Source organism: Streptomyces sp. NPDC057136, from assembly GCF_042670885.1.
In the GTDB taxonomy this organism is placed as follows: domain Bacteria; phylum Actinomycetota; class Actinomycetes; order Streptomycetales; family Streptomycetaceae; genus Streptomyces.
In genome coordinates, this window is sequence record NZ_JBHUUV010000003.1 from 84480 (window position 1) to 109794 (window position 25315).

The window sequence follows — 25315 nt, forward strand, 5'->3', positions numbered from 1 at the left end:
CACGGCCCGGCCCGAGCCGTTGCTTGTGCGAGTCATCGCCTCAACTCGGCGTACAACCCCAGGAGTTCCCCGAATGCTCAGAAACGTTCAGGGGTTCGTGGCGATCACGCAATTTCGGTCACAAACCGCTTCCGCCAGCCGCCGACAAAGGGTTCACTAGGTGTCACGCATGGTGACGTGAGCGGTTCCGACGGCTCGCGCACACGGCTCCGATGCCCCGGGCACCCGGCGGAGGGAAGAGGACGCGATGACCGTCTCACCTCGTACGGTGACCCTCTGGCCAGGGCTGACGCACCCGGGGCGCCCTCTCGCCGATGAGCCGGCACCGATGCGTGAATTCGATCAATTCCCCGTTCGTATCGTTCATCCGCATCGTCTCCCGCATCGTCTCGACGAGGGGCACCAATGAGCCAGATTGTGTTGCCGGCGTTTCATATGCCGTTCCAGAGCGCAGGGTGCAATCCAGGTATGGACCAAACGAGGAAGGCCGCCTGGGAGTGGGCGGAATCCAATGATCTCCTGTTGTCTCCGGTGGCCAGGAAGAAGATGCTGCGGACGCGGCCGGAACTCTGGATATCTCTCATCTTTCCGTCCGCTTCGCAGAAACATCTCGATCTCTTCTGCCAATGGCTCTTCTGGGCCTTCCTGGTGGACGACGAGTTCGACGACGGACCGGCCGGACGCGATCCGCAGATGTGCGAGGAGGCGATCGCCCGGCTCGTGGACGTCCTGGACGGAGCCGTACCGCACGGCCCGATGGAGCGCGCGCTCGACGGACTGCGGTGGCGAACCTGCCAGGACCGGTCCCAGCGCTGGATCCGGCAGTTCCGCCGGGACACCGTCGCCTGGCTGTGGACGTACTACGCGGAGGCCGTCGAGCGGGCCGCGGGACAGGTGCCGAGCCGGGCCGATTTTGTGAAGCACCGCCGGGATTCGGTGGCGATGCAGCCGTTCCTCGACCTGCACGAGATCACCGCGGGAATTGATCTCCCCGAGTCCGCCCGCAGCCTTCCCGCGTATATCGCACTGCGCAACGCGGTGACGGATCATTCGGGTCTCTGCAACGACATCTGTTCCTTCGAGAAGGAGGCCCTGCTCGGTTACGAGCACAACGCCGTCCGGCTCATTCAGCGGGACCGCAGGTGCACACTCCAGGAAGCGGTCGACGAGGCGGGAATTCAGCTGGCCCGCGTCGCCGAGCGCGTACAGCGGGCCGAAAAGGAACTTGCCGAGGAAATATACGCGGCGAGTATTGACGGCGGAACCAAGGCCGCCCTGGAGCGCTGCGTCCAGGACTATCGCGGGCTGGTCCGGGGCGATTTCGATTACCACGCGTGCGCGGAGCGGTACACCCGCCCCGATCTGCTGGAGCTCGACGAACGGGAAGTGATGTCGGGGTACTTCGCCGCCTGAGGAGCATCGTCGACCGGAAGAAGGACCTGGTCATCCGGGGCGGCTTCAACATCTGTCCGCGTGAGGTCGAGGAGGTCCTCGTCCGGCATCCCGCGGTCTCCGAGGTCGCGGTGATCGGGGTGCCTGACGAGGCGCGGGGCGAGGAGATCTGCGCGGTCGTGGTGGTGCGCCCGGACGCGGACCCAGTCACGGCGGACGAGCTGATTGTCTGGTCGCGCGAGCGGCTCGGCCGGCACAAGTACCCGCGGCTCGTCCGGTTCACCGAGAAGCTGCCGCTCGGCCCGACCGGCAAGGTCCTCAAGCGCGCCCTGACCGCCACGTCCTGAAACGGGTACGCATCGAGTCACCGGTTCCGGTCGATCTGCGAAAGGGCCGATGCACACCATGTCCGAGACCCAGGTGGACATCCCCCCGCAGGCCGCCACCGTACGCGGCACGGTGGAGCAGGGTGTGGCGGTCTTCCGCGGCATCCCGTACGCGGCCCAGACCGAGACGAGGACCACGCCGTCCCGGGCGAACGCGGCCCCGTCGTACACCGGTTGAGGCAGCCGTCGCCCGCCACCTCCGGTCCGGCAGGAGCCGGTCCAGCGGTGGCGCCTACCCCCGTTTGGGCGCCGTCGGGCCGAACGTGACCGTGTCCCGCCGGCGTCCTCCCCGACGCGCCCGCCAACCGGGGAACTGCGCGACCGGGACCCGTACCGCGGCTGACGGGGAGCCGCGTCCGGCGGCCCCCCGGCCCTGCGGCCGGGGGTCCTCCAGGCGGTCAGGCCTTGTTCTGCGCGGCCCAGAACTCGTCGAAGGTGAGCAGGCCGTCACCGTTCGCGTCGTTCGAGTTGATGATCGCCTGCGCCACCGTCTCGGTGACGAACGGGTCGCCGAGCTGCGCCATCGCGCTCTTGTACTCGCTCGCCGTTATGAGGCCGTCGCCGTTCTGGTCGAACCGGTCGAATGCCTTGCGTGCCGACTCGATGTCCGCCACTGTTCCGCCCCTTCGTAATGCGTCTCTGACGTGGGTCAGATTATCGGGCGTATTCAGTGGCACGAGCGGCGGCCGGTAAACGATCATGGCGGCGCGCCCGTCGCGGGACGGGCCGAGGCGAACCGAGGAGTCGACCGTCATGTCCGGTGCACTGGCAGACGTATTGGCGGCAGCGGCACGGGGGGAGTTCCCGCCGCCGGACGGCTCCACGACCGTCGTCGCGCAGCCGGGCAAGCGGGATGCCGGAGTGCTGGCGCTCACCGCGCACTCGGTGGTGTTCACCGACGAGGATCCGGAGTGGGTACGGTCCACGCTGGCGGCCACACCCGGCGACCCGCTGGCCGCGACGATGCATCCGTACTTCCTGAGCACCCTGATGGCCCGCAGCGGGCGCGGCATGAACACGATCGACCTGCTGACGGTGGCCGACGCGCTGCCGGGCGGACCGGGGCCCGGACTGCGGGAGATCCTCGATCCGGACCACCCGCGGGTGGCGCGGGCGAAGAAGTACCGCGACGAGGTGCGCGTCTGGGCGGCGGACGGCGGGGTGGTGATCCTCGGCCGCGGGGTCGCGGGGCGCTGGGAGGCCGGCATCGAGGTGGACGAGGCGGCCCGGGGCCGGCGTATCGGTGAGCGGCTGGCCCTGGCCGCCCGGCGGCTGGTGCCGGACACCGTGGTGTGGGCGCAGCAGTCGCCGGGGAACGCGCGCAGTGTGCGTACGTTCCAGGCGGCCGGCTTCCGGGCGGTGGGCGCCGAGGCGCTGCTGACGCCACTCGCGGCAGCACCGGGCCTTTAAGCCCGACCAGCAAATGGATGATCAATGAATTACACGACCGCCCCCATGGATATGCACTGAAAGCCAGGCGCGTGACCCATCACACCTACGATTCACTTGCGAGATGGACGCTTACGTAGCGATTTGCCCGGCTTGCGACTTTGGCACCGGGGGCACCGGTCTGCCATAGTCGGTGACACGACCCCCATTGACCCGGGCCAGGTCGTCCAGAGCGGCCGTGAACACACCCCCCAATTCACGGCCCCCCATAGAGGCCCCCGACGCGCCGCACAACGGCTGACCGGGGGCTTCTGTGTATCCGGACGCGGTGGCGGGCGGGGTCAGCGGTCGGAGATCCGCATCTCGAACCAGGTCGTCTTGCCGCGCGGCAGGAGATCCACACCCCACCGGTCGGAGAGCTTGTCGACGAGGAAGATGCCTCGCCCGCTGATGTCCATCTCCCGGACGGGCATCAGACAGGGCAGCCCGCGTGAGGGGTCGCGTACCTCGATCCTGATCCAGCCCCGGCGGCGCAGCATCCGCAGCCCGAAGACCCGGGCGCCGGTATGCCGTACCGCATTGCCGACCAGTTCCGAGACGAGCAGGACCGCGTGCTCGGCGATCAGCGGGGAGAGTGCCCACTGTCGCAGCACCACACCCGAGGTGAGCCGACGGGCGGTCGCCGCGGACTCCGGGCGCGAGGGTAACCGGACCTCGTCCTCCGTCGGATTCCCGAACAACTCCAGTGCCTTGAACGCCTGTTCATCCTCAATGGTCGATGTCCAGCGTGCCGCGGTTGCGCTGCTGCGCGGTCGCGGCTGTTCCACACCCTCCAGGCCCGCCATGTCCACCATCATGGCCGCACGGAGCGGGTCCCGGGGGCGTTCCAGGGGAATCCCTCCCCCGGAATCATCCATTCCGTAGGCACGGACAGGCATATGCCAATGGCAGAATGCGCGCCCACATAGCCCGCCCGACCTGCGGAAACACCATCCAGAACGGGATGTGCCACAGCCGTCGGACCGCTGGGCCTTAAGGTTCTCCTAAGGCCCAGCTAATCCGCCCGCACGGATGAACGCACGGCACTCCGTGCCCAACTGGCGTTCGGTCAGAGGAACTTGGCCTTGCCCGGACCCTCCTCCACAAAACTGCGCATTCCGCGCTCGCGGTCCTCGGTGGCGAACAGACCTGCGAACCAGTTCCGCTCGATCGTGAGCCCGGTGTCGAGGTCCGTCTCCAGGCCCGCGTCCACGGACTCCTTGGCGGCGCGCAGCGCCAGCGCGGGCCCCTGGGCCAGCCGCGCGGCCCATGCGTGCGCCTGCTCGTACACCTCGGCCGCGGGCACCACCCGGTCCACCAGACCGATCGTCAGGGCCTCTGCCGCCTTCACATGACGACCCGTGAAGATGAGGTCCTTGGCCCGGGACGGACCGACCAGCCGGGCGAGCCGCTGGGTGCCGCCCGCGCCCGGGATCAGGCCGAGCAGGATCTCCGGCTGACCCAGCTTCGCGTTGTCCGCCGCGATCCGGAAGTCGGCGCAGAGCGCCAGCTCGCAGCCGCCGCCGAGCGCGTAGCCGGTGATGGCGGCGACGACGGGCTTGGGGATGCGCGCGACGGCGGTGAAGGAGTCCTGGAGCGCCTTGGACCGCACGACCATGGCCGTGTGGTCCATCGCCTGCATCTCCTTGATGTCCGCGCCGGCGGCGAACACCTTCTCGCCGCCGTAGAGGATCACGGCACGCACGTCGTCGCGGCGGGTGGCCTCTTCGGCCAGCTCGCGCAGTCGGTCCTGGGTGGCGACGTCCAGGGCGTTCATCGGCGGGCGGTCCAGCCGGATCGTACCGACGTTGTCGCTTACTTCGAGGGTTGCGGTCATGGGAGGCAGGTTAACCGTGGCTAACGACAGCGGGCCCGGTGCTGTTGGTCACAGCACCGGGCCCGCCATCGTTCTCCTGCGGGAGCTACTTGCTCCACTCCGACCAGTCCATGTTCCAGCCGTTGAGGCCGTTGTCCGGCTGGATCGTCTTGTCCTTGGAGTTCTTCACGACGACCACGTCCCCGATGAGGGACTTGTCGAAGAACCAGGCGGCCGGGGTCTGGCCGTCGTAACCGCCGCGCACATCGCGCAGACCGACACAGCCGTGGCTGGTGTTGGTCGTGCCGAAGATGCCCGAGCCGCCCCAGTAGTTGCCGTGGATGAAGGTGCCCGAGGTGGACAGGCGCATCGCGTGCGGCACGTCCTTGATGTCGTACTCGCCGCCGAAGCCGACGGTGTCACCGTTCATCCGGGTCACCTTGAGCTTCTCGCTGATGACCATCTGACCGTTGTACGTGGTCGTCGCCGGGGCGCCCGCGGAGATCGGGATGTCCTTGATCTGCTTCCCGTCCCTGACCACCTTCATCCGGTGCGAGCTCGCGTCGACCGTGGAGACCTGGCTGCGGCCGATGGTGAACGACACCGTCTTGGCCTGTTTGCCGTAGACCCCCGGCCGCCCCTCGACACCGTCGAGGTCGAGCCGCACGGTCACCTTCGTGCCCGCGGCCCAGTACTCCTCCGGGCGGAAGTCGAGCCGGTCGTTGCCGAACCAGTGACCCGCCACCTCCACCGGCGGATCGGCCGTTACGCGGATGGCGTTCTCCACGGCGTCCGGGTCGGTGATCCCCCGGGTGAAGTGGATCGACACCGGCATGCCGACGCCGACGGTCGAACCGTCCTCCGGCGTGTACTGCCCGATGAAGGTGTTCTGCGGAACGAGCGTGGTGAATGTGGTGTCCTTCGCCGACTCACGCCCCTTGGCGTCCTTGGCGACCGCGTGCACCGCGTACTTCGTCGCCGCGGCCAGATGCCGGTCCGGGACCCAGCTCGCCCCGTCCGCCGCGATCTTTCCCTCGACCTCGTTGCCCTTGGGGTCGGCGACCTTCACCGCGCTGAGCTTGCCCTTCGCGGCCGAGATCTTCAGTGCTCCGCTCGTCGCCACGGAGTCCGCGCCGTCCTTCGGAACGATGGTCACGACCGCCTGCGAGGCGCTGGTGTCGGCGGTCTTCGGCCCGTCGTCCTTCCGGGGCTTGTTCCCGCCCCCGGTCGCGTCACCGCCGCACGCCGTCACCAGCAACAGCAGCGCACCCAGTACCAGAGCCAGGAGTCCGGACGCCCCGCGCCCACGCCGTCCGCTGCCGGCTCCGGCCGATGCCCCCCATATGGGCTGCCCGTTCAATGTGGTTGTCTCCCCTCGCACGGCCCGGCGACCCGCCGGAACCCGCACCCCCGCGCGCTGAACATGCGCGCCCGGCGCTAGATAATCACACCGGAAGCAGGGAGTGCTCCCCTACGAATGTCACCGTTCAGTCCCAACTTGTCCGGGGACATACGCAGGTGGCACGGGGTGCGGCGGAACGGGGGCCGGCCGGGCATCAGCGCAGCGCGGAGCCTGCCTTCCACTTCTTCCAGTCGAGGTTCCAGCCGCCGAGACCGTTGTCGGGAGCGACTCTCTTGTCGCGGGAGTTGACCACTTCGACCACGTCCCCGATGAGCGTCCGGTCAAAGAACCAGCCGGCCGGGGTGTCCTCGCTGCCCCCCTTCGCATCGCGCAGGCCGATACAGCCGTGGCTGGTGTTGAAGGAACCGAACGTGTCGTACGAGGCCCAGTAGTTGCCGTGCAGGAAGGTGCCGGACTCGGTGAGGCGGATGGCGTGCGGGACGTCCTTGATGTCGTACTCGCCGCCGAAGCCGACGGTGGCCCCGTTCATCCGGGTCACCTCCAGCAACTCGGTGACCACCATCTTCCCGTTGTAGGTGGGCGTCGAAGGGGAGCCCGCTGTGATCGGCACGGCACTGAGGAGCTCGCCGTCGCGGCGGACCTCCATGGTGTGCTCGGCCGCGTCCACCAGGGACACGTGTGAACGGCCCACCGTGAATCCGACCGTCTTCTGCTGGCTTCCGTACACCCCGGGCGCGCCCTGCACATCGCGCAGCCCCACCTCGACGGTTACCTCGGTGTCCGGCTTCCAGTACGTTGCGGGGCGGAAGTCGAGGCGGTCCTTGCCGAACCAGTGGCCCACCACCTCAACCGCCGGGTCCGCGGTGACCTTGATGGCCTTCTCCACGGCCGCGCGGTTGCGGATGGGGCGGTTGAAGTCGAAGGAAACGATCATGCCGGTGCCCACCGTGGACCGGTTCTCCGGTTTGAAGTAGCCGATGAAGCGGTCGTCGGGGACCACCGTGGTGAAGGTGGTGTTACGGGCCGAGCGGTGTCCGGCGCCGTCCACGGCCACCGCCGCGATGCTGTACTTCGAGGCGAGACCGAGCCGGCCGGTGCCGCCTTCCGGCAGCCAGGAAAGCCCGTCCTGCGAGATCCGGCCGGGTACCACCTCCTTCTGCGCGTCCTCGATTCGCGTCACCTCCACACGCTCCAGCCGTCCGTCGGGGACCTTCACCTCGATCCGGCTCTCCGACCCGACGCTCTTGGCTCCGTCCTCCGGGAAGATCCGGATCGCGTCGCCGGCCGAGCGCGGCTTGCCCCCGCCGAAGATGACCGGCTTTCCGTCGGTGCAGCCCGTCATTGCGGCCAGCACGGTGAGCAGTCCTGCTCCTGTCAGCACGGCGGCCGAACCCGCCCGTGCCCTGTTCGCTTCGTGGTTCACGCACCCTCAACGAGCAGGGCCGCCCGGGGGAAACGTGAGTGCGGGGGCCGCCGTGGGCAGAACAGAGGGAAGGACCACATCGGGAAGGCCGCGGCCGGGACGCCGTGAGCTCCCTCGCCGGTGCCGGCCCGAACGAGCCGCGGGAGGCTGAGAGGTGTCGAGCGCAGCCGAGCAGGAGACAGTGCAGGAGTCGACCGGGAAGGCGGTGGAAGGGGATTCCGGGGCCGTCGCCGCTCGCGGTGCACCGCCCGCACCACCCGTATGGCCGGGGGCGCCCATGCCGCTCGGTGCCCGCTTCCGGGTGGGCCCGGACGGCGTGGCGGGGACGAACTTCGCCCTCTGGGCGGGCGGGGCGGAGTCCGTCGACCTCTGCCTCTTCGACGAGCAGGGCAACGAGACGCGCTGCCCGCTGACCGAGCTGACCCACGAGATCTGGCACGGCTTCGTACCGGGCGTCGGGCCCGGCACGCGCTACGGCTACCGGGTGCACGGCCGCTGGGACCCGTGGACCGGCGCCCGCTGGAACGCGGCGAAGCTGCTCCTGGACCCCTACGCACGGGCGGTGGACGGCTCATTCACCCTGCCGTCCGAGGTGTACGGCCATGTGCGCGACTGGCCGCAACAGCATGTCGCGGACACGGTGCGCGACGACCGGGACTCGGCCCCCTTCGTCCCCAAGGGTGTCGTCGTCCATGACGACGACGACTGGGTGGAGGACCGGCGCCCCAAGACACCCTGGGCGGACTCCGTCATCTACGAACTCCACGTACGCGGCTTCACCAAGCTCCACCCGGACATCCCCCCGGAGCTGCGCGGTACGTACGCCGGTCTCGCGCATCCGGCGGCCATCGGCCATCTGAAGCGGCTCGGGGTGACGGCGGTCGAGCTGCTGCCGGTGCACCAGTTCGCGCACGAGGACCATCTGCTGCGCCGCGGGCTGCACAACTACTGGGGCTACAACTCCATCGGCTACTTCGCCCCGCACGCCGGCTACTCGGCGAGCGGCACCGCGGGCCAGCAGGTCGGCGAGTTCAAACGGATGGTGCACGCCCTGCACGACGCGGGGATCGAGGTGATCCTCGACGTGGTCTACAACCACACGGCGGAGGCGGGCGAGCTCGGCCCGATGCTGTCGCTGCGCGGCATCGACAACCGGGGCTACTACCGGCTCCAGGCCGACGCCCGCAGATACGCGGACTACACCGGCTGCGGCAACACACTGCATGTGGTGCAGCCGCAGGTCCTGCGGCTGATCACCGACTCGCTGCGGTACTGGGTGACGGAGATGGGCGTCGACGGTTTCCGCTTCGACCTGGCGGCGGCGCTCGCCCGCTCGATGCACGACGTCGACATGCTGTCCCCGTTCCTCGCGGTGATCGCCCAGGACCCGGTGCTGCGCCGCGTCAAACTGATCGCGGAACCCTGGGACGTCGGCAACGGCGGCTATCAGGTGGGCGCGTTCCCGCCGCTCTGGACCGAGTGGAACGACCGCTACCGCGATGCCGTACGCGACTTCTGGCGCGGCGCCCTGCCCGACGTGAGGGACCTCGGCTACCGGCTGACCGGCTCCAGCGACCTGTACGCCTGGGGCGGCCGGCGGCCGTACGCCTCGGTCAACTTCGTCACGGCGCACGACGGCTTCACCCTGCGCGACCTGGTCAGTTACGAGCAGAAGCACAACGAGGCGAACGGTGAGGGCAACCGCGACGGTACGCACGACAACCGCGCGTGGAACGGCGGCGCCGAGGGCGAGACGGACGATCCCGGCATCAACGCGCTGCGCCGCCGCCAGCTGCGCAACCTCCTTACCACGCTGCTCCTTTCGACCGGTGTCCCGATGCTGGTGGCGGGCGACGAGATGGGACGTACGCAAGGGGGCAACAACAACGCGTACTGCCAGGACAACGAGGTCAGCTGGCTGGACTGGTCGCTCCTCGACCAGCCGGAGTGGCGCGGGCTGACCGAGCTGACCGCCCGGGTGCTGGCCCTGCGCCACACCCACCCGGTGCTGCGGCGCCGGGCCTTCTTCTCAGGCCGCGCCCAGGCGCCGGACGGTCTGCGCGACCTGGCGTGGTTCACCCGTGAGGGCAAGGAGATGACGGAGCAGGACTGGTACGCGCCCGCGGCGGCCCTCGGCCTGTATCTGTCCGGGCGGGACATCCCGGGCCGGGACGCCCGCGGCGAACAGGTGACCGACGACAGCTTCCTGACGGTCTTCCACGCGGGCGACCGGCCAACCGGATTCACGCTGCCCGGACCGCCCTGGGCGACCACGTACGAACTGGTCCTGGACACCTCGCTGGAGGACCAGTCGGCCGCCCCGGGAACCCTGCACCCGGGCGGCACGACCCTGACCGTGCCGGCGCGGGCGGTGCTGCTGTTGCGGGTGGGGGCGTGACATGTGAGGGCCGATACGGCGGGAAAAGGACATGAGAGATGTCAGTGGTGAACCGTAGGCTCGCTCCTGATGCCCGAAACACTTGCAGAGCACACGGACCGGTCCGCCGTGCGCTCGTTGCTGCGTCTGTGGCCCTATGTCCGTCCCATCCGCGTCCGGCTGTTCAGCGCGGCGTTCGTGGCGATCCTGGCCTCGTGCCTCGGGCTCGTGATCCCGCTCGTACTGAAGTGGATGGTGGACGGTCCTGTCGCTGACCGGGACCCCGGCGGCGTATGGCTGGGGGCGCTGTATCTGCTGCTCCTCGGGATGGCCGAGGCGGGGCTTTTCGGCCTGCGGCGGTGGCTCGTGGCGCGGCCGCTCGCGGGGGTCGAGGCATCGATGCGCGCCGACCTCTACCGGCATCTGCAACGGCTGCCCGTGGCCTTCCACGACCGATGGCCGTCGGGGCAGCTGCTCTCGCGCGGGACCACGGATCTGATGCTGCTGCGGATGTTCCTGGCCTTCCCGTTGGTCTTTCTGCTGGTCAACGCCACAACGATTCTGGTCGGTTTCATCATTCTGTTCGCCCAGGACTGGACGCTGGGACTGGTGCTCCTCGCGCCCGCCGTACCCCTGGTGATCCTCTGTTCGCTCTTCGAGACCAAGTACTCCGTGGTGGCGCGCAAGGCACAGGACCAGGTGGGTGATCTGACCACGGTCGTCGAGGAGAGCGTGCTCGGCATCCGGATCGTCAAGGGCTTCGGCCGGCACCGCAGCCAGGCCCTGGCGTTCCGCGAGCTGTCGCAGCGATTGCGCGGTACGGAACTGGGCAAGGCCAGGCTGCTCGCCGGTATCTGGGCCCTCATCACCACCATTCCGGAGCTGGCGATCGGTGCGGCGTTGGTGCTCGGCACGATCCAGGTGGCCGACGGCGCGCTGTCGGCGGGCACGCTCGTGGCCTTCCTGTCGACGGCCCTGGCGCTGCGCTGGCCGGTGGAGTCGATCGGGTTCCTGCTGGCGATGAGCCAGGAGTCGGCGACGGCGACCGAGCGGTATTTCGAGGTCATGGACGTGGCGGAGGAGCGCGGCGCCGACGGGGACGGCCGTGGCCGCGAGGCCGACGAGCCCGGCATGGTCTTCGAAGGTGTCGAGTTCCGGTATCCCGACGCCGATCCCGGCTCGGCGCCCGTGCTCGCGCGCATCGATCTGCGGATCCGTCCCGGCGAGACGATGGCCCTGGTGGGCGCCACGGGCTCGGGGAAGACGACGCTCACGGCGCTCGTTCCCCGGCTGCACGAGGTCACCGGCGGCCGGATCATGCTGGACGGCGAGGACATCGCCGGGATGGCTCGGCCACGGCTGCGCGAGCTGGTGTCGGTGGCGTTCGAGGAGCCGACCCTCTTCTCGGCGACCGTCGGCGAGAACGTGCTGATGGGCGCCGAAGGGGCGGGCGAGGAGGAGCTGCGCCGGGCCCTCGCCGTCGCACAGGCGGACTTCGTGTACGACCTTCCGCACGGTCTGGACACCCAGGTCGGCGAGCAGGGGCTCAGCCTCTCCGGCGGTCAGCGGCAGCGTCTCGCGCTCGCCCGCGCCGTCGTCGGCCGTCCCCGCTTCCTGGTGCTGGACGACCCGCTCTCCGCCCTGGACGTCCACACGGAGACGCTCGTCGAGGCGGCGCTCCGCCAGGTGCTGGAGCGGACGACCGCGGTGGTCGTGGCGCACCGGCCGTCCACCGTGATGCTCGCGGACCGGGTGGCGCTGCTCTCCGAGGGCCGGATCAGTGCCGTCGGCACGCACCAGGAACTGCTGCGCAGCAACGCCGAGTACGCCTGGCTGATGTCGGGTGCGGCGGAGCCGGGGATCCCTGAGGACACCCCGGCCGCCCCCGAGGACGCCACTGCCGAGGAAAGCAGCACCCGATGACCAGTGCCACGACCGACGGACCCTCTCTCGCCGACGACGAGGTGCCTCGCAAGGAGCCGGCCAAGGCCGGGCCCGCCGGTGATCCGTTCGACCGGGACGCCCTGCCCGCGCCGCGTGGCGCGACGCGGGCGCTGCTCTTCTCGCTGCTCCGTCCGCTGCGCGGCCGGGTCTGGGTGGCCGCCCTGTTCCTGGTGCTCCAGCAGGCGGCGGTCCAGGCGGGGCCGCTGCTGGTGGCGTACGCCATCGACAGCGGCGTACCGGCGTTCCGGGACAGCGACTACGGGCCGCTGATCGCCGTGGCCGTCGGGTACGTGCTCTGTTCGCTCGGTGCGGGAATCCTCCAGTACGCGTTCATCAGGGGCTCCGCACGGATCAACCAGGACGTCCTGCTCGATCTGCGCGGCCGGATCTTCCGTCACGCGCAGGCGCTGAGCGTGGACTTCCACGAGCGCTACACCTCCGGCCGGCTGATCTCGCGTTCCACCACGGATGTGGAGTCGCTGCGGGAGCTGCTGAGCGAGGGGCTCCAGGAACTGATCGGCGTGATCCTGTCGTTCGTGTCCATCTCCGTGCTGCTGCTCTGGCTGGACCCGGCCATGGGTTCGATCGCGGTGCTCTCCTTCGTACCGCTGTATCTGCTGGTGCGCCTCTACCAGCGGCGGGCGGGGAAGGCGTTCGCCACCCGGTCCACGACGATCGCCTCGGTCATCGTCAAGTTCGCGGAGACGATGAACGGCATCCGGCCGGTCCAGGCATTCCGCCGGGAGCGGGGCAACGACGCGGACTTCGCGGCGCTCAACCACCGTCACGAGCGGGCGAACGGCGACGCGATGCTGGAGATGGCGCGCTATGTCATCGGCTCCCGGCTGGTCGCCAACACGGCAGTGGCCGCGATGGTGCTGTGGGGCGCCTACCGCGTGGCGTCCGGGACGCTCGCGCTCGGGGTGCTGGCCGCGGCCGTGTTGTATCTGCGGCGGCTCTACGACCCGATCGACCGGCTCGGGATGTTCCTGAACTCCTATCAGTCCGCCGCCGCGTCGCTGGACAAGATCGCCGGCCTGCTGGCGCAGACGCCCACGGTCCCGGAGACGACCGCGCCGAAGGAGCTCCCGGCGCTGACCGGTGACCACCCGGGCCGCGAGGTGACCTTCGAGGGGGTGCGCTTCGCCTACCGCACGGGCGGTGAGGTCCTGCCGCGCTTCGATCTGACGGTGCCGGCCGGGCAGACCGTCGCCGTGGTCGGTTCGACGGGTGCGGGGAAGTCGACGCTGGCGAAGCTGGTGGCGCGTTTCTACGATCCGACCGAGGGCCGGGTCCTGCTGGACGGCACCGATCTGCGGGACCTCGCCACGGCCGAGCTGCGGCGGGGCGTGGTGATGGTGACCCAGGAGGCGTTCCTGTTCTCCGGGACGGTCGCCGAGAACATCGCGATCGGCCGGCCGGACGCGACGCCCGGGGAGATCGAGCGCGCGGCGAAGGCCATCGGCGCGCACGACTTCATCAGCAGCCTGCCCGACGGCTACGACACGGACGTACGGAAGCGGGGCGGCCGGATCTCCGCGGGGCAGCGCCAGCTCGTCGCGTTCGCCCGCGCCCTGCTCGCCGATCCGGCGGTGCTGATCCTCGACGAGGCGACGAGTTCCCTGGACATCCCGGGTGAACGGGCCGTCCAGCGAGCCATGGACACGGTGCTGCACGGCCGTACGGCGGTGGTGATCGCGCACCGGCTGTCGACCGTGGAAATCGCGGACCGGGTGCTGGTGATGGAGCACGGCCGGATCGTGGAGGACGGGGCCCCGGCCGAACTCATCGGCGGCACGGGCCGGTTCGCCGGGCTGCACAGGGCGTGGCGGGAGAGCCTGGCCTGACCCCGCGCGGACCCGGGCCGAAGCCTGCCGGGACGGCGCGGAACGAGCCACACTCCGCGCCGTCTCATCAGGTGGTCATCGGCCGGAAACGCATGGGTCGTTCGAACACACCCCGGATGCTCAGAACCCCCGAACACCCTGGGATTACGGGCTCCGCCGAACTCCGGACGACATCGCGGCAATGATCGCGGAAACGTCCGCTTAACGAACATGGCCCATCGGGCAACGGACGATTTCCGGCCAAATTGTTGACGCGGTCCTGACAGGTGCCCACATCTGCTGACACTCTTCACCCCGTTCTGCGCACCGCTTGCTCTGCCCGGATGGCTCACCCGGCCGCCCGAATACCCCCCTCGCAGAAGGAGTCAGCGTGAGATCCACGCACAGCCGTCGTGCCACCGCGACCGGCGCTCTGATAGCCGCGGCAGCCATGCTCGCCGTCGGAATCCAGACCGGCACCGCCACCGCCACTCCCGGCAGTGGTCCCGTCGCCGCCCCGGCCGCCACCAAGGCGGACCCGGGCTCGCTCCCCGCACAGCTCTCGCCCTCCCAGCGCGCCGAGCTGCTCCGCGAGGCCAACTCCACCAAGGCGGCCACCGCCAAGCAGCTCGGTCTCGGGTCGCAGGAGAAGCTCGTCGTCCGCGATGTCGTCCAGGACCGCGACGGCACCACGCACACCCGCTACGAGCGCACCCTCGACGGACTTCCGGTCCTCGGCGGCGACCTCGTCGTGCAGGAGACCAAGGCGGGGAAGACCGAGAGCGTCACCAAGGCGTCCAAGGCCACCACGGCCCAGCTGAAGGCAGTCGGCACCACGGCGGACGTCGCGCCGGCCACCGCCGAGAAGCAGGCGCTGGGCGCCGCGAAGACCGAGGGCTCGAAGGCGACCAAGGCCAGCGAGGCCCCGCGCAAGGTGGTCTGGCTGGCGAGCGGCACTCCGCAGCTCGCCTACGAGACCGTCGTCGGCGGATTCCAGCACGACGGCACCCCGAACGAGCTGCACGTCGTCACGGACGCCTCAAGCGGCGCCAAGCTCCACGAGTGGCAGGCCGTCGAGAACGGCACGGGCAACACCCAGTACAACGGCCAGGTGACGCTCGGCACCGCGCCCTCGTACACGCTGACCGACACCACGCGCGGCAACGGCAAGACGTACAACCTGAACCGCGGCACGTCCGGCACCGGGACCCTCTTCTCCGGCACCGACGACATCTGGGGCAACGGCACCCCGCAGAACCTGGAGACCGCGGGTGCGGACGCGCACTACGGTGCGGCCGAAACCTGGGACTACTACAAGAACGTGCACGGCCGCACGGGCATCAAGGGTGACGGCGTCGCCGCGTACTCCCGCGTCCACTACGGCAACGCGTACGTCAACGCCTTCTGGCAGGACAGCTGCTTCTGCATGACGTACGGGGACGGCGAGGGCAACCTCAAGCCGCTGACCTCCCTCGACGTCGCGGCCCACGAGATGACGCACGGCGTCACCGCCGCCACGGCCAAGCTGGTCTACAGCGGCGAGTCCGGCGGTCTCAACGAGGCGACCTCCGACATCTTCGCCGCGGGCGTGGAGTTCTACTCCAACACCACGGCCGACCCGGGCGACTACCTCGTCGGCGAGAAGATCGACATCAACGGCGACGGCACCCCGCTGCGCTACATGGACAAGCCGAGCAAGGACGGCGGCTCCAAGGACGCCTGGTACTCGGGCATCGGCTCGATCGACGTCCACTACTCCTCGGGCCCGGCGAACCACTTCTTCTACCTGCTCTCCGAGGGCAGCGGCGCCAAGACCGTCAACGGCGTCTCGTACAACTCCCCGACCTCCGACGGTCTGCCCGTGACCGGCATCGGCCGGGACAAGGCCCTGCAGATCTGGTTCAAGGCGCTCACCACCAAGTTCACCTCCACGACGAACTACGCCGCTGCCCGCACCGGCACGCTCGCCGTGGCCGGTGAGCTGTACGGGACCACCAGCGCCGAGTACAAGGCCGTGGCCGACGCCTGGGCCGGCATCAACGTGGGCTCGCGTCCCGGTGGCGGCGGCGGTGGCACCGTCTTCGAGAACACCACCGCCGTGTCGATCCCGGACAACGGCGCGGCCGTCACCAGCACGGTCAACGTCACCGGTGTCACGGGCAACGCGCCGACCGCCCTCCAGGTCGGCGTGGACATCACGCACACCTGGCGCGGTGACCTGGTCATCGACCTCGTCGCCCCCGACGGCAGCACCTACCGGCTGAAGAACTCCTCGTCGAGCGACTCAGCGGACAACGTGGTCACGACGTACACGGCCAACGCCTCGTCCGAGGTGGCGAACGGCGCCTGGAAGCTCAAGGTCCAGGACGTCGCCGCGCAGGACACCGGCAAGATCAACAGCTTCAAGCTGACCTTCTGAGGTCATCGGCTTCTGAAGTCTGCTGACTTCTGAGGTCCCATGAAACAGAACGGCCCGGGCGGAGTTCACTCTCCTCCCGGGCCGTTCGCCATGCCGTCAGCGCAGCAGTACGCCCGAGCCCTCCACCGCACCGTCCGCCGGCAGCGCGACCAGGCCGAGCTCCGCGCCGGAAGCCAGCAGCCGATGGGACGGAAGGACCCGCACGGTGTAGCCGTACGGTCCCGTGCGGTCCAGGGTGAGCGGACCCTCGTACAGCCAGCAGTCGTCCAGGTCATGACCGCCGGCCGGCTTCAGCGGGAACGCCTGGGCGTCCGCGATCGCGTCACCGGAATCGACCCGCCCTGCGACCACCTGCACCTCGACGTCGTCCGGGTCCAGCCCGCCCAGGGCGACCCGCACCCGGAGCGACAGGGTGGACCCCAGCTCCGCCGAGCCACCCGTGACGATGGCGGCCGACGCCTCCACATGGTCGACGGCGACCCCGGGCCAGGCGGCCCGCACCCGGGCCTTCCACGCCGCGAGTTCCCGCGCCGCCGCCGGGTCGAGGGAGCGCCGGGCCTGCGCGGCGGGCGCGTAGAGCCGCTCCACGTACTCACGCACCATGCGGCCCGCGAGCACCTTGGGTCCGAGGGTGGCCAGGGTGCGGCGGACCATCTCGATCCAGCGCTCCGGCAGCCCCTCGGCGTCCCGGTCGTAGAAGCGCGGCGCGACCCGGTCCTCGATCAGCGCGTAGAGGGCGTTCGCCTCCAGCTCGTCGCGCCGGTCCTCGTCCGTGGCGGCACCGTCGGCGGTGGGGATCTCCCAGCCGAAGTCGGGCTCGTACCACTCGTCCCACCAGCCGTCACGCACCGAGAGGTTGAGGCAGCCGTTGAGCGCCGCCTTCATCCCGCTGGTACCGCACGCCTCCAGCGGACGCAGCGGGTTGTTGAGCCAGACGTCGCAGCCCGGGTAGAGCTTCTTCGCCATGCCCATGCCGTAGTCCGGCAGGAAGACGATGCGGTGGCGCACCCGCGGGTCGTCCGAGAAGCGCACCAGCTCCTGCACCAGCCGCTTGCCGCCGTCGTCGGCCGGGTGCGCCTTGCCCGCGACGACGATCTGGATGGGGTGCTCCGGGTGGAGCAGCAGCTCCGTCAGCCGGCCGCGGTCACGGAGCATGAGCGTGAGGCGCTTGTACGAGGGCACACGGCGGGCGAACCCGATGGTCAGCACGTCCGGGTCCAGCACTCCGTCGATCCAGCCGAGCTCGGCCGTACCGGCGCCGCGCCTGCGCCAGGAGGCGTAGAGCCGCTTGCGCACCTCCGTGACCAGCTGTTCGCGCAGGACCCGGCGCAGGTCCCAGATCTCCCGGTCAGGGATGTCGGCCACGGCGTCCCATCGCTTGGGTGTGCCGGTGGGGCGTCCGGACGGCTCGCCGTCGAGGGCGCCTTCCACCGGCCCGCCCGCGAGCACGTCCCCGGCGCGGCCGGCTCCGACCTTCCCGGCACCGAGCCGGAAGACTTCCGGAGCCACCCAGGTCGGGGCGTGCACGCCGTTGGTCACCGAGGTGATCGGCACCTCGGAGGGGTCGAATCCCGGCCACAGCCCGGAGAACATCTCCCGGCTGACGGCTCCGTGCAGGGTGGAGACCCCGTTGGCGCGCTGGGCGAGCCGCAGCCCCATGACCGCCATGTTGAAGAGGCCGGGTTCGCCGCCCTCGTAGGTCTCCATGCCGAGCCGGAGAATCCACTCGACGGCGACGCCGGGCAGTTCGCCGTCGTCCCCGAAGTGCCGGGCCACCAGCTGGCGGTCGAAACGGTCTATTCCGGCGGGTACCGGGGTGTGGGTGGTGAAGACCGTGCCGGCCCGCACCACTTCCAGGGCGGCGTCGAAGTCCAGCCCGGTCTCGGAGAGTTCCCGGATGCGTTCCAGGCCGAGGAATCCGGCGTGCCCCTCGTTGGTGTGGAACACCTCCGGGGCGGGGGTCCCGGTCAGCCGGCAGTAGGTCCGCACGGCGCGGACCCCGCCGATGCCGAGCAACATCTCCTGGAGCAGACGGTGGTGGCTGCCACCGCCGTACAGCCGGTCGGTGACATCGCGCTCGCCCGCCGCGTTCTCCTCCACGTCGGAGTCGAGCAGCAGCAGCGGTACGCGGCCGACCTGGGCCTGCCAGATGCAGGCATGGAGCGAGCGTCCGCCGGGCAGCGCCAGCACCACCCGGCTGGGGGTGCCGTCGGCCTCCAGCACCAGGGTGAGCGGCATTTCGTTCGGGTCGAGGACGGGATAGTGCTCCTGCTGCCAGCCGTCGCGCGACAGGGTCTGGCGGAAGTAGCCGTGCCGGTAGAGCAGGCCCACTCCGATGAGCGGTACGCCCAGGTCGCTGGCGGCCTTGAGGTGGTCGCCGGCGAGGATGCCGAGTCCGCCGGAGTACTGCGGCAGGGCCGCGGTCACTCCGAACTCGGGTGAGAAGTAGGCCACGGCGGCGGGGAGTTCCGCACCGGCGGCGAGCTGGTCCTGATACCACCTCGGGCCGTCTCGGTACTCGCGGAGGTCGTCGGACACCTCGGTCAGCCGACGCAGGAACTGCTGGTCCTGGGCCAGCTCGGCGAGGCGTCCGGCGGACACGGCGCCGAGCAGACGGACAGGGTCGGCCTCCGCGGGCCGCCAGCCCTCGGGGTCGACGGCCTGGAAGAGCTCACGGGTCTCGGTGTGCCAGGACCAGCGCAGGTTGCGCGCAAGATCCTGAAGCGGTTGGAGGGAATCGGGGAGGACAGGACGCACGGTGAATCGACGAATGGCCTTCACGTATTCCACCTTTACAGGGGACGTACGAATCCGAGGGGACGCACGACTGCGGGCGCCCTCTCCGTCACCCTCGAAGGTAGCGGCGCGCCGCGAAACCCGGCCACGGCGCGCGACCGGCTCACCGGGTCCGGCGGTCACCTCCCGCCCGCACCCCCGCACCCCGGCGCCGCCCCGCGTCCGCCGTACGGCCCGATTCACGCGCCCCACCCGCCCCGTTGACCCCAGGCGATATGGCCGATTCCGCACCCTCATGTGGCCTTGTGGCACTTCGGGGCACAAGGAAGGCTTCCGAGTGGCGCCCGGGGAACGGGGAACCGCCGCGGGGCGCCCGGCAGCTACGACCGAGTAGTTAACACACCACCGGATTGCCCACCCGAGAACGGTGGGCAGGCTTCCCCGGTACACAGCCTCGGCAGTCCGTATCCGCGCACCGAATTCGGTGCGCGGATACCCCGCGCACCACCCATTCGAGTGCCATTCGAGTGAACGCGGACAGGAGCGGCCATGCCCACAGCCAGCCAGCCGACAGCAGAGCGGCTACAAAGGACAAGCCCCAACAAGCGCGACACGCCCGTACAGCTCTCCGCAGCTTCGTCGTGCCCCGCGCCTCCCCAGCTCCAGCCCCCAGGTGATTCCATGATCGGTCGCATTCCCGTCCTCGACGTCCGTCCGCTCGTCGACTGCGGCAGAAGGCCGGCGAAAGCCGTTGCCGGTGAGACCTTCCAGGTCACCGCCACCGTCTTTCGCGAAGGCCATGACGCCGTGGCCGCCAACGTCGTCCTGCACGACCCCAGCGGGCGTCCGGGGCCGTGGACTCCGATGCGTGAACTGGCACCCGGCACGGACCGCTGGGGAGCCGACGTCACCCCGTCGGCCGAAGGCCGGTGGACCTACACGGTGGAGGCGTGGAGCGATCCGGTGGCCACCTGGCGGCACGCCGCCCAGATCAAGATCCCCGCGGGCATCGACACCGAACTGGTCCTGGCCGAGGGCGCCGCACTCTACGAGCGGGCCGCCGATGACGTACCGAAAAAGGACGGCCGGGAGGCGGTGCTCGCCGCCGCCGACGCCCTGCGCGACACCATGCGCCCGGCGGCCTCCCGGCTCGCCGCGGCGCTCGCCCCCGCCGCCGACGAGGCGCTCTGCCGCCACCCGCTGCGCGAACTGGTCACCGCCTCCCGCCCGCTGCCCCTGACCGTGGAGCGCCGCCGGGCCCTCTACGGCTCCTGGTACGAGCTGTTCCCGCGCTCCGAAGGCGCGCGGACCGAGGAGGTCAAGCCGCCGAAGGACACGAAGAAGGGCCGGGCGGGCAAGGCCGCGAAGGCACAGCCGCCCGCCACCCGGATCATCAGCGGCACGTTCCGCACGGCCGCCGAACGGCTGCCCGCCGTCGCGGCGATGGGCTTCGACGTCGTCTACCTCCCGCCCATCCACCCCATCGGCACCACTCACCGCAAGGGCGCTGACAACACCCTCTCCCCCGGCCCGGACGACCCGGGTGTGCCCTGGGCGATCGGCTCGGCCGAGGGCGGCCACGACACCGTCCACCCCGAGCTCGGCACCCTCGACGACTTCGACCACTTCGTGGAGACCGCCCGCACCCTGCGCATGGAGATCGCGCTGGACTTCGCCCTCCAGTGCTCCCCCGACCACCCCTGGGTGACCGAGCACCCGGAGTGGTTCCACCACCGCCCCGACGGCTCCATCGCCTACGCGGAGAATCCGCCCAAGAAGTACCAGGACATCTACCCGATCGCCTTCGACAAGGATCTGCGCGGGCTGGTCACGGAGTCCGTCCGCGTCCTGCGGTTCTGGATGGACCACGGCGTGCGCATCTTCCGCGTCGACAATCCGCACACCAAGCCGGTGGTCTTCTGGGAGAAGGTGATCGGCGAGATCAACCGCACCGATCCGGACGTGATCTTCCTGGCGGAGGCGTTCACCCGGCCCGCGATGATGCGCACGCTCGCCGCGGTGGGCTTCCAGCAGTCGTACACGTACTTCACCTGGCGTAACACCAAGCAGGAACTCACCGAGTACGTCACAGAGCTTTCGGGCGACTCCGCCTCGTACATGCGTCCCAACTTCTTCGTGAACACCCCCGACATCCTTCCCGGCTACCTCCAGGAGGGCGGCCGCCCCGCCTTCGAGGCGCGGGCCGTCCTGGGCGCGACCCTGTCGCCGTCCTGGGGCGTGTACGCGGGATTCGAGCTGTGCGAGAACGCCCCGGTGCGTTCCGGGAGCGAGGAGTACCTGCACTCGGAGAAGTACGAGATCAAGCCCAGGGACTGGGAGTCGGCGGAGCGCGAGGGCCGTTCGCTGGCGCCTCTGATCACCTCGCTCAACCGGATCAGACGACGCCATCCGGCGCTCCAGCAACTGCGCGACGTGCACTTCCACTCCGTCGACAACGAGGCCCTGATCGCGTACAGCAAGCGCTCGGGTCCGAACATCGTTCTGGTAGTCGTCAACCTCGACCCCCACCACACCCAGGAGGCCACGGTCTCGTTGGACATGCCACAGCTCTGCCTCGACCGGCATGAGCGCGTACCGGTGCGCGATGAGCTCACCGGCGACACCTATCACTGGGGCAGGACCTTCTATGTGCGTCTGGAGCCGGGCGTGACACCCGCGCACATCGTCGTTCTGCGACCGTCCCCGCCGACCGGAGGGTCACCCACACCATGATCGTCAACGAGCCCGTCCACGACACGTTCGAGGACACTCCCGCCAAGGACCGCGATCCCGACTGGTTCAAGCGCGCCGTCTTCTACGAGGTCCTCGTCCGGTCCTTCCAGGACTCCAACGGCGATGGCATCGGCGACCTCAAGGGCATCACCGCCAAACTCGACTATCTGCAGTGGCTGGGCGTCGACTGCCTCTGGCTGCCGCCGTTCTTCAAGTCGCCGCTGCGCGACGGTGGTTACGACGTCTCCGACTACACCGCCGTCCTGCCGGAGTTCGGTGACCTCGCCGACTTCGTCGAGTTCGTCGACGCCGCGCACCAGCGCGGTATGCGCGTGATCATCGACTTCGTCATGAACCACACGAGCGATCAGCACGACTGGTTCCAGCAGTCCCGCACCGACCCCGACGGGCCGTACGGCGACTACTACGTCTGGGCCGACGACGACAAGCAGTTCCAGGACGCGCGGATCATCTTCGTCGATACCGAGACGTCCAACTGGACCTTCGACCCGGTGCGCAAGCAGTACTACTGGCACCGGTTCTTCTCGCACCAGCCCGATCTCAACTACGAGAACCCGGCGGTGCAGGAAGAGATCATCTCGGCGCTGCGCTTCTGGCTGGACCTGGGTATCGACGGCTTCCGACTGGACGCCGTGCCGTATCTCTACCAAAGCGAGAACACCAACTGCGAGAACCTGCCGGAGGCCCACGCCTTCCTCAAGCGGGTCCGCAAGGAGATCGACGCCAACTACCCGGACACCGTGCTGCTGGCCGAGGCCAACCAGTGGCCGGAAGACGTCGTCGACTACTTCGGTGACTTCCAGGCCGACGGCGACGAGTGCCACATGGCATTCCACTTCCCGGTGATGCCCCGCATCTTCATGGCCGTACGGCGCGAGAGCCGCTACCCGGTCTCGGAAATCCTCGCGAAGACCCCGGCGATCCCGAAGAACTGCCAGTGGGGGATCTTCCTGCGCAACCACGACGAGCTCACGCTCGAAATGGTCACGGACGAAGAACGCGACTACATGTACGCGGAGTACGCCAAGGATCCGCGGATGCGGGCCAATATCGGCATCCGCCGCCGGCTGGCGCCTCTCCTGGACAACGACCGCAACCAGATTGAGCTGTTCACGGCGCTGCTGCTGTCCCTGCCCGGCTCCCCGATCCTCTACTACGGGGACGAGATCGGGATGGGCGACAACATCTGGCTCGGCGACCGCGACGCCGTACGCACCCCGATGCAGTGGACCCCCGACCGGAACGCCGGGTTCTCCTCCAGCGATCCGGGGCGCCTGTATCTCCCCACGATCATGGACCCGGTCTACGGCTACCAGGTCACCAATGTCGAGGCGTCGATGGCCTCGCCGTCCTCGCTGCTGCACTGGACGCGGCGGATGATCGAGATCCGCAAGCAGAACCACGCGTTCGGTACGGGCTCGTACACGGAACTGCCGTCCTCGAACCCGGCCGTTCTGGCCTTCATCCGGGAGGCCCCGCCGAACGGCGACGGCACCGACGATCTGGTGCTGTGCGTCCACAACTTCTCGCGGTTCGCACAACCGACGGAACTGGATCTGCGGGCGTACAACGGCCGTCACCCGGTGGAGCTGATCGGCGGGGTGCGCTTCCCGGCCATCGGCCAGTGGCCCTACCTGCTCACCCTCGCGGGGCACGGCTTCTACTGGTTCCGCTTGCGGAAGGACCCGCCCGTCGCCTGACGACGAGCTGCTGCGTACGACCTCTCGCGGGGCGGTTTCCGCCGCCCCGCAGGGGGCACTCTCCCCCATATCGAGCTCTTCCGGTCTCCTCCGGTCCTTTACGGGCCAAAGATCGAGTCCGTACGGACCTTCCTCTCCCGACACGTCCCGCACAGCCGGACAGCCATTGCCGCAATCCGGGACACTCTTCGCATCCTGTGGTGTGCCCGGGGAAAGGACGCGATGCCATGTCGGAGGCTGCATCCACTCGAGTCGCCACATCGAAAAGTAAAACGAAGAGCACAACAACGAGCACGACCATGAGCGCCCCGCCGCCGCAGACGAGCTCCGGGGCGGGTGCGGCGGACAGTACCGCCGACGGCGCGGCTCTGCTGTCCTCCCTCGCTCCCCTGCTCCACGCCTGGCTGCCGGGCCAGCGCTGGTTCGCGGGCAAGGGGCAGCCGGTCACCCGCTTCTCGCTCGTGTCGGCGACCGAGATACTGCCGGTGAGCTCTGCCGGCACGGGTCCCGGGCTGCTCCATCTGCTGGTCAGGGCCCATCAGCCCGGTCTGCCCGCGAACGCGCCGGGCGACTGCTATCAGCTCCTGCTCGGGGTGCGGGCCATGCTCCCGCCCCGGCTGGCCGCTGCCCGGATCGGCCGGCTCCAGGACGGGCCGCTGGCCGGCCTCACGGTCTACGAGGGTCTGCACGACCCGCGCGTCGCCGAACTTCTGCTGGAACGGTTCCGCCGCCCCGGCCCCCTCGGTCCGATCCGCTTCGACCAGGCCACCGCGATCCCCGCCGGGCTCGCGCCCCGGGTGCTCGACGCCGAGCAGTCCAACTCCTCGCTCGTCTACGGCGACGCCTACATCCTCAAGATCTTCCGCCGGGTCTTCCCGGGCACCAACCCCGATCTGGAGCTGCCGCTCGCCCTCACCCGCGAAGGCTGCCGACGGGTGCCCGCCCCGGTCGCCTGGTTCGAGGCCACCGCTCCGCAGCCGGTGACGCTCGGTGTGCTGCAGCCATTCCTGCGCGGCGCGCGGGACGGCTGGCAGCTCGCCCTCGGCGCGCTCGCGGCCGGCCGGGACTTCGTACCGGAGGCCCACGCCCTGGGCCGGGCCACGGCCGAGGTGCACATCGCGCTCGCCGCCGCGCTGCCGACGCCCGCGCTGCGCCGCTCGCAGACCAGACAGCTCGTCGACGGGATGACGGAGCGGCTGGCGGCCGCCGCCCGGGCGGTGCCGGCACTCGTGCCCTACGTGCCGGGGCTGCGTACCGCCTTCGACGCCGTCGCCGCGCTCGGTCACGAGGACACCGGCTGGGCGGTCCAGCGGGTCCACGGCGATCTCCATCTCGGTCAGACGCTGCGCGCCGAGGACGGTTTCTGGTCACTGATCGACTTCGAGGGGGAGCCCGCCAGGCCCCTTCCGGAACGCCGCCGTCCGCAGCCGCCGGTGCGCGATGTCGCGGGCATGCTCCGCTCCTTCGACTACGCGGCCCGCTCGCACCGCCCGTGGAACGACGAGTGGGCGGCGCGCTGCCGCGCCGCGTACTGCGAGGGATACGCGCAGGCCTCGGGCTCCGATCCGCGCGGCGAACCGGAATTGCTCCGCGCCTACGAGACCGACAAAGCGGTGTACGAGGTGCTGTACGAGGCACGGAACCGGCCCGACTGGCTGCCGGTGCCGATGGCCGCGATCCAGCGCCTGGCCACGGCGACCGACTGAACCCCACCCGCTCTTCCCACTTCTCCCCCTCCGAGGAGGCAGTCC

17 protein-coding genes are annotated in these 25315 nt (G+C 69.7%); 11 read left to right on the top strand and 6 right to left on the bottom strand.

Features of this window, described 5'->3' with window-relative positions:
- The first annotated feature begins 435 nt into the window (after nt 1–435).
- From ACFT7S_RS04840 to ACFT7S_RS04850, 3 genes are read left to right on the top strand one after another with little or no spacing between them, the layout of a single operon-like run.
- Entirely contained in the window at nt 436–1413 is a 978-nt protein-coding gene (locus tag ACFT7S_RS04840; RefSeq protein ID WP_382727667.1) for a terpene synthase family protein, read from the top strand.
- Nucleotides 1335–1739 (top strand): hypothetical protein, encoded by a 405-nt coding sequence (locus ACFT7S_RS04845; protein WP_382726992.1) that lies wholly within the window; start codon nt 1335–1337, stop codon nt 1737–1739. The genes ACFT7S_RS04840 and ACFT7S_RS04845 overlap by 79 nt, the downstream gene beginning before the upstream one ends.
- 58 nt (nt 1740–1797) lie before the next feature.
- Nucleotides 1798–1956 (top strand): hypothetical protein, encoded by a 159-nt coding sequence (locus ACFT7S_RS04850; protein WP_382726995.1) that lies wholly within the window; start codon nt 1798–1800, stop codon nt 1954–1956.
- A 220-nt stretch (nt 1957–2176) separates the two neighbouring features.
- Here the strand turns inward: ACFT7S_RS04850 and ACFT7S_RS04855 are convergent, their stop codons facing one another.
- Complete coding sequence (locus ACFT7S_RS04855; protein WP_382727670.1) at nt 2177–2392, bottom strand: EF-hand domain-containing protein; 216 nt, start codon at nt 2390–2392, stop codon at nt 2177–2179.
- Between the two features lie 139 nt (nt 2393–2531).
- Between ACFT7S_RS04855 and ACFT7S_RS04860 the strand changes: the two genes are divergently transcribed.
- Nucleotides 2532–3188 (top strand): GNAT family N-acetyltransferase, encoded by a 657-nt coding sequence (locus ACFT7S_RS04860; RefSeq protein ID WP_382726998.1) that lies wholly within the window; start codon nt 2532–2534, stop codon nt 3186–3188.
- A 320-nt stretch (nt 3189–3508) separates the two neighbouring features.
- Here the strand turns inward: ACFT7S_RS04860 and ACFT7S_RS04865 are convergent, their stop codons facing one another.
- The 4 genes from ACFT7S_RS04865 to ACFT7S_RS04880 all read right to left on the bottom strand — a co-directional run bounded on the left by ACFT7S_RS04865 (nt 3509) and on the right by ACFT7S_RS04880 (nt 7808).
- Nucleotides 3509–4024, bottom strand: a complete 516-nt coding sequence (locus ACFT7S_RS04865; RefSeq protein WP_382727672.1) for an ATP-binding protein — start codon at nt 4022–4024, stop codon at nt 3509–3511.
- 251 nt (nt 4025–4275) lie between these two features.
- The gene (locus tag ACFT7S_RS04870) at nt 4276–5043 is read right to left on the bottom strand and encodes an enoyl-CoA hydratase/isomerase family protein (protein ID WP_382727000.1); all 768 of its coding nucleotides are present in this window, start codon (nt 5041–5043) and stop codon (nt 4276–4278) included.
- A gap of 85 nt (nt 5044–5128) precedes the next feature.
- Nucleotides 5129–6382 carry an Ig-like domain-containing protein gene (locus ACFT7S_RS04875; protein WP_382727002.1) on the bottom strand — a complete coding sequence of 418 codons (1254 nt, stop codon included), beginning with the start codon at nt 6380–6382 and terminating at the stop codon, nt 5129–5131.
- 196 nt (nt 6383–6578) lie between these two features.
- Complete coding sequence (locus ACFT7S_RS04880; protein WP_382727004.1) at nt 6579–7808, bottom strand: Ig-like domain-containing protein; 1230 nt, start codon at nt 7806–7808, stop codon at nt 6579–6581.
- A 154-nt stretch (nt 7809–7962) separates the two neighbouring features.
- Between ACFT7S_RS04880 and glgX the strand changes: the two genes are divergently transcribed.
- The 4 genes from glgX to ACFT7S_RS04900 all read left to right on the top strand — a co-directional run bounded on the left by glgX (nt 7963) and on the right by ACFT7S_RS04900 (nt 16374).
- The gene (gene glgX, locus ACFT7S_RS04885) at nt 7963–10206 is read left to right on the top strand and encodes a glycogen debranching protein GlgX (RefSeq protein ID WP_382727007.1); all 2244 of its coding nucleotides are present in this window, start codon (nt 7963–7965) and stop codon (nt 10204–10206) included.
- A gap of 69 nt (nt 10207–10275) precedes the next feature.
- Nucleotides 10276–12108: an ABC transporter ATP-binding protein gene (locus ACFT7S_RS04890; RefSeq protein ID WP_382727010.1), complete on the top strand. Its 1833-nt coding sequence runs from the start codon at nt 10276–10278 to the stop codon at nt 12106–12108.
- Nucleotides 12105–13976 carry an ABC transporter ATP-binding protein gene (locus ACFT7S_RS04895; protein WP_382727013.1) on the top strand — a complete coding sequence of 624 codons (1872 nt, stop codon included), beginning with the start codon at nt 12105–12107 and terminating at the stop codon, nt 13974–13976. The genes ACFT7S_RS04890 and ACFT7S_RS04895 overlap by 4 nt, the downstream gene beginning before the upstream one ends.
- 370 nt (nt 13977–14346) lie before the next feature.
- Nucleotides 14347–16374: a M4 family metallopeptidase gene (locus ACFT7S_RS04900; RefSeq protein ID WP_382727015.1), complete on the top strand. Its 2028-nt coding sequence runs from the start codon at nt 14347–14349 to the stop codon at nt 16372–16374.
- A 96-nt stretch (nt 16375–16470) separates the two neighbouring features.
- On the opposite strand, the gene glgP is transcribed toward ACFT7S_RS04900, so the two are convergent.
- Nucleotides 16471–19155, bottom strand: a complete 2685-nt coding sequence (gene glgP, locus ACFT7S_RS04905; RefSeq protein WP_382727018.1) for an alpha-glucan family phosphorylase — start codon at nt 19153–19155, stop codon at nt 16471–16473.
- Nucleotides 19156–19791: 636 nt separating this feature from the next.
- On the opposite strand from glgP, the gene ACFT7S_RS04910 reads away from it, so the two are divergent.
- The 3 genes from ACFT7S_RS04910 to ACFT7S_RS04920 all read left to right on the top strand — a co-directional run bounded on the left by ACFT7S_RS04910 (nt 19792) and on the right by ACFT7S_RS04920 (nt 25270).
- On the top strand, nt 19792–21843 hold the full coding sequence (locus ACFT7S_RS04910) for an alpha-1,4-glucan--maltose-1-phosphate maltosyltransferase (protein ID WP_382727021.1): 2052 nt from the start codon (nt 19792–19794) through the stop codon (nt 21841–21843).
- Entirely contained in the window at nt 21840–23564 is a 1725-nt protein-coding gene (treS, locus tag ACFT7S_RS04915; RefSeq protein WP_382727024.1) for a maltose alpha-D-glucosyltransferase, read from the top strand. The genes ACFT7S_RS04910 and treS overlap by 4 nt, the downstream gene beginning before the upstream one ends.
- Nucleotides 23565–23791: 227 nt before the next feature.
- A complete protein-coding gene (locus ACFT7S_RS04920) occupies nt 23792–25270 on the top strand; it encodes a maltokinase (RefSeq protein ID WP_382727027.1) in 1479 nt (492 codons plus the stop codon).
- The last annotated feature ends 45 nt before the right edge of the window (nt 25271–25315 follow it).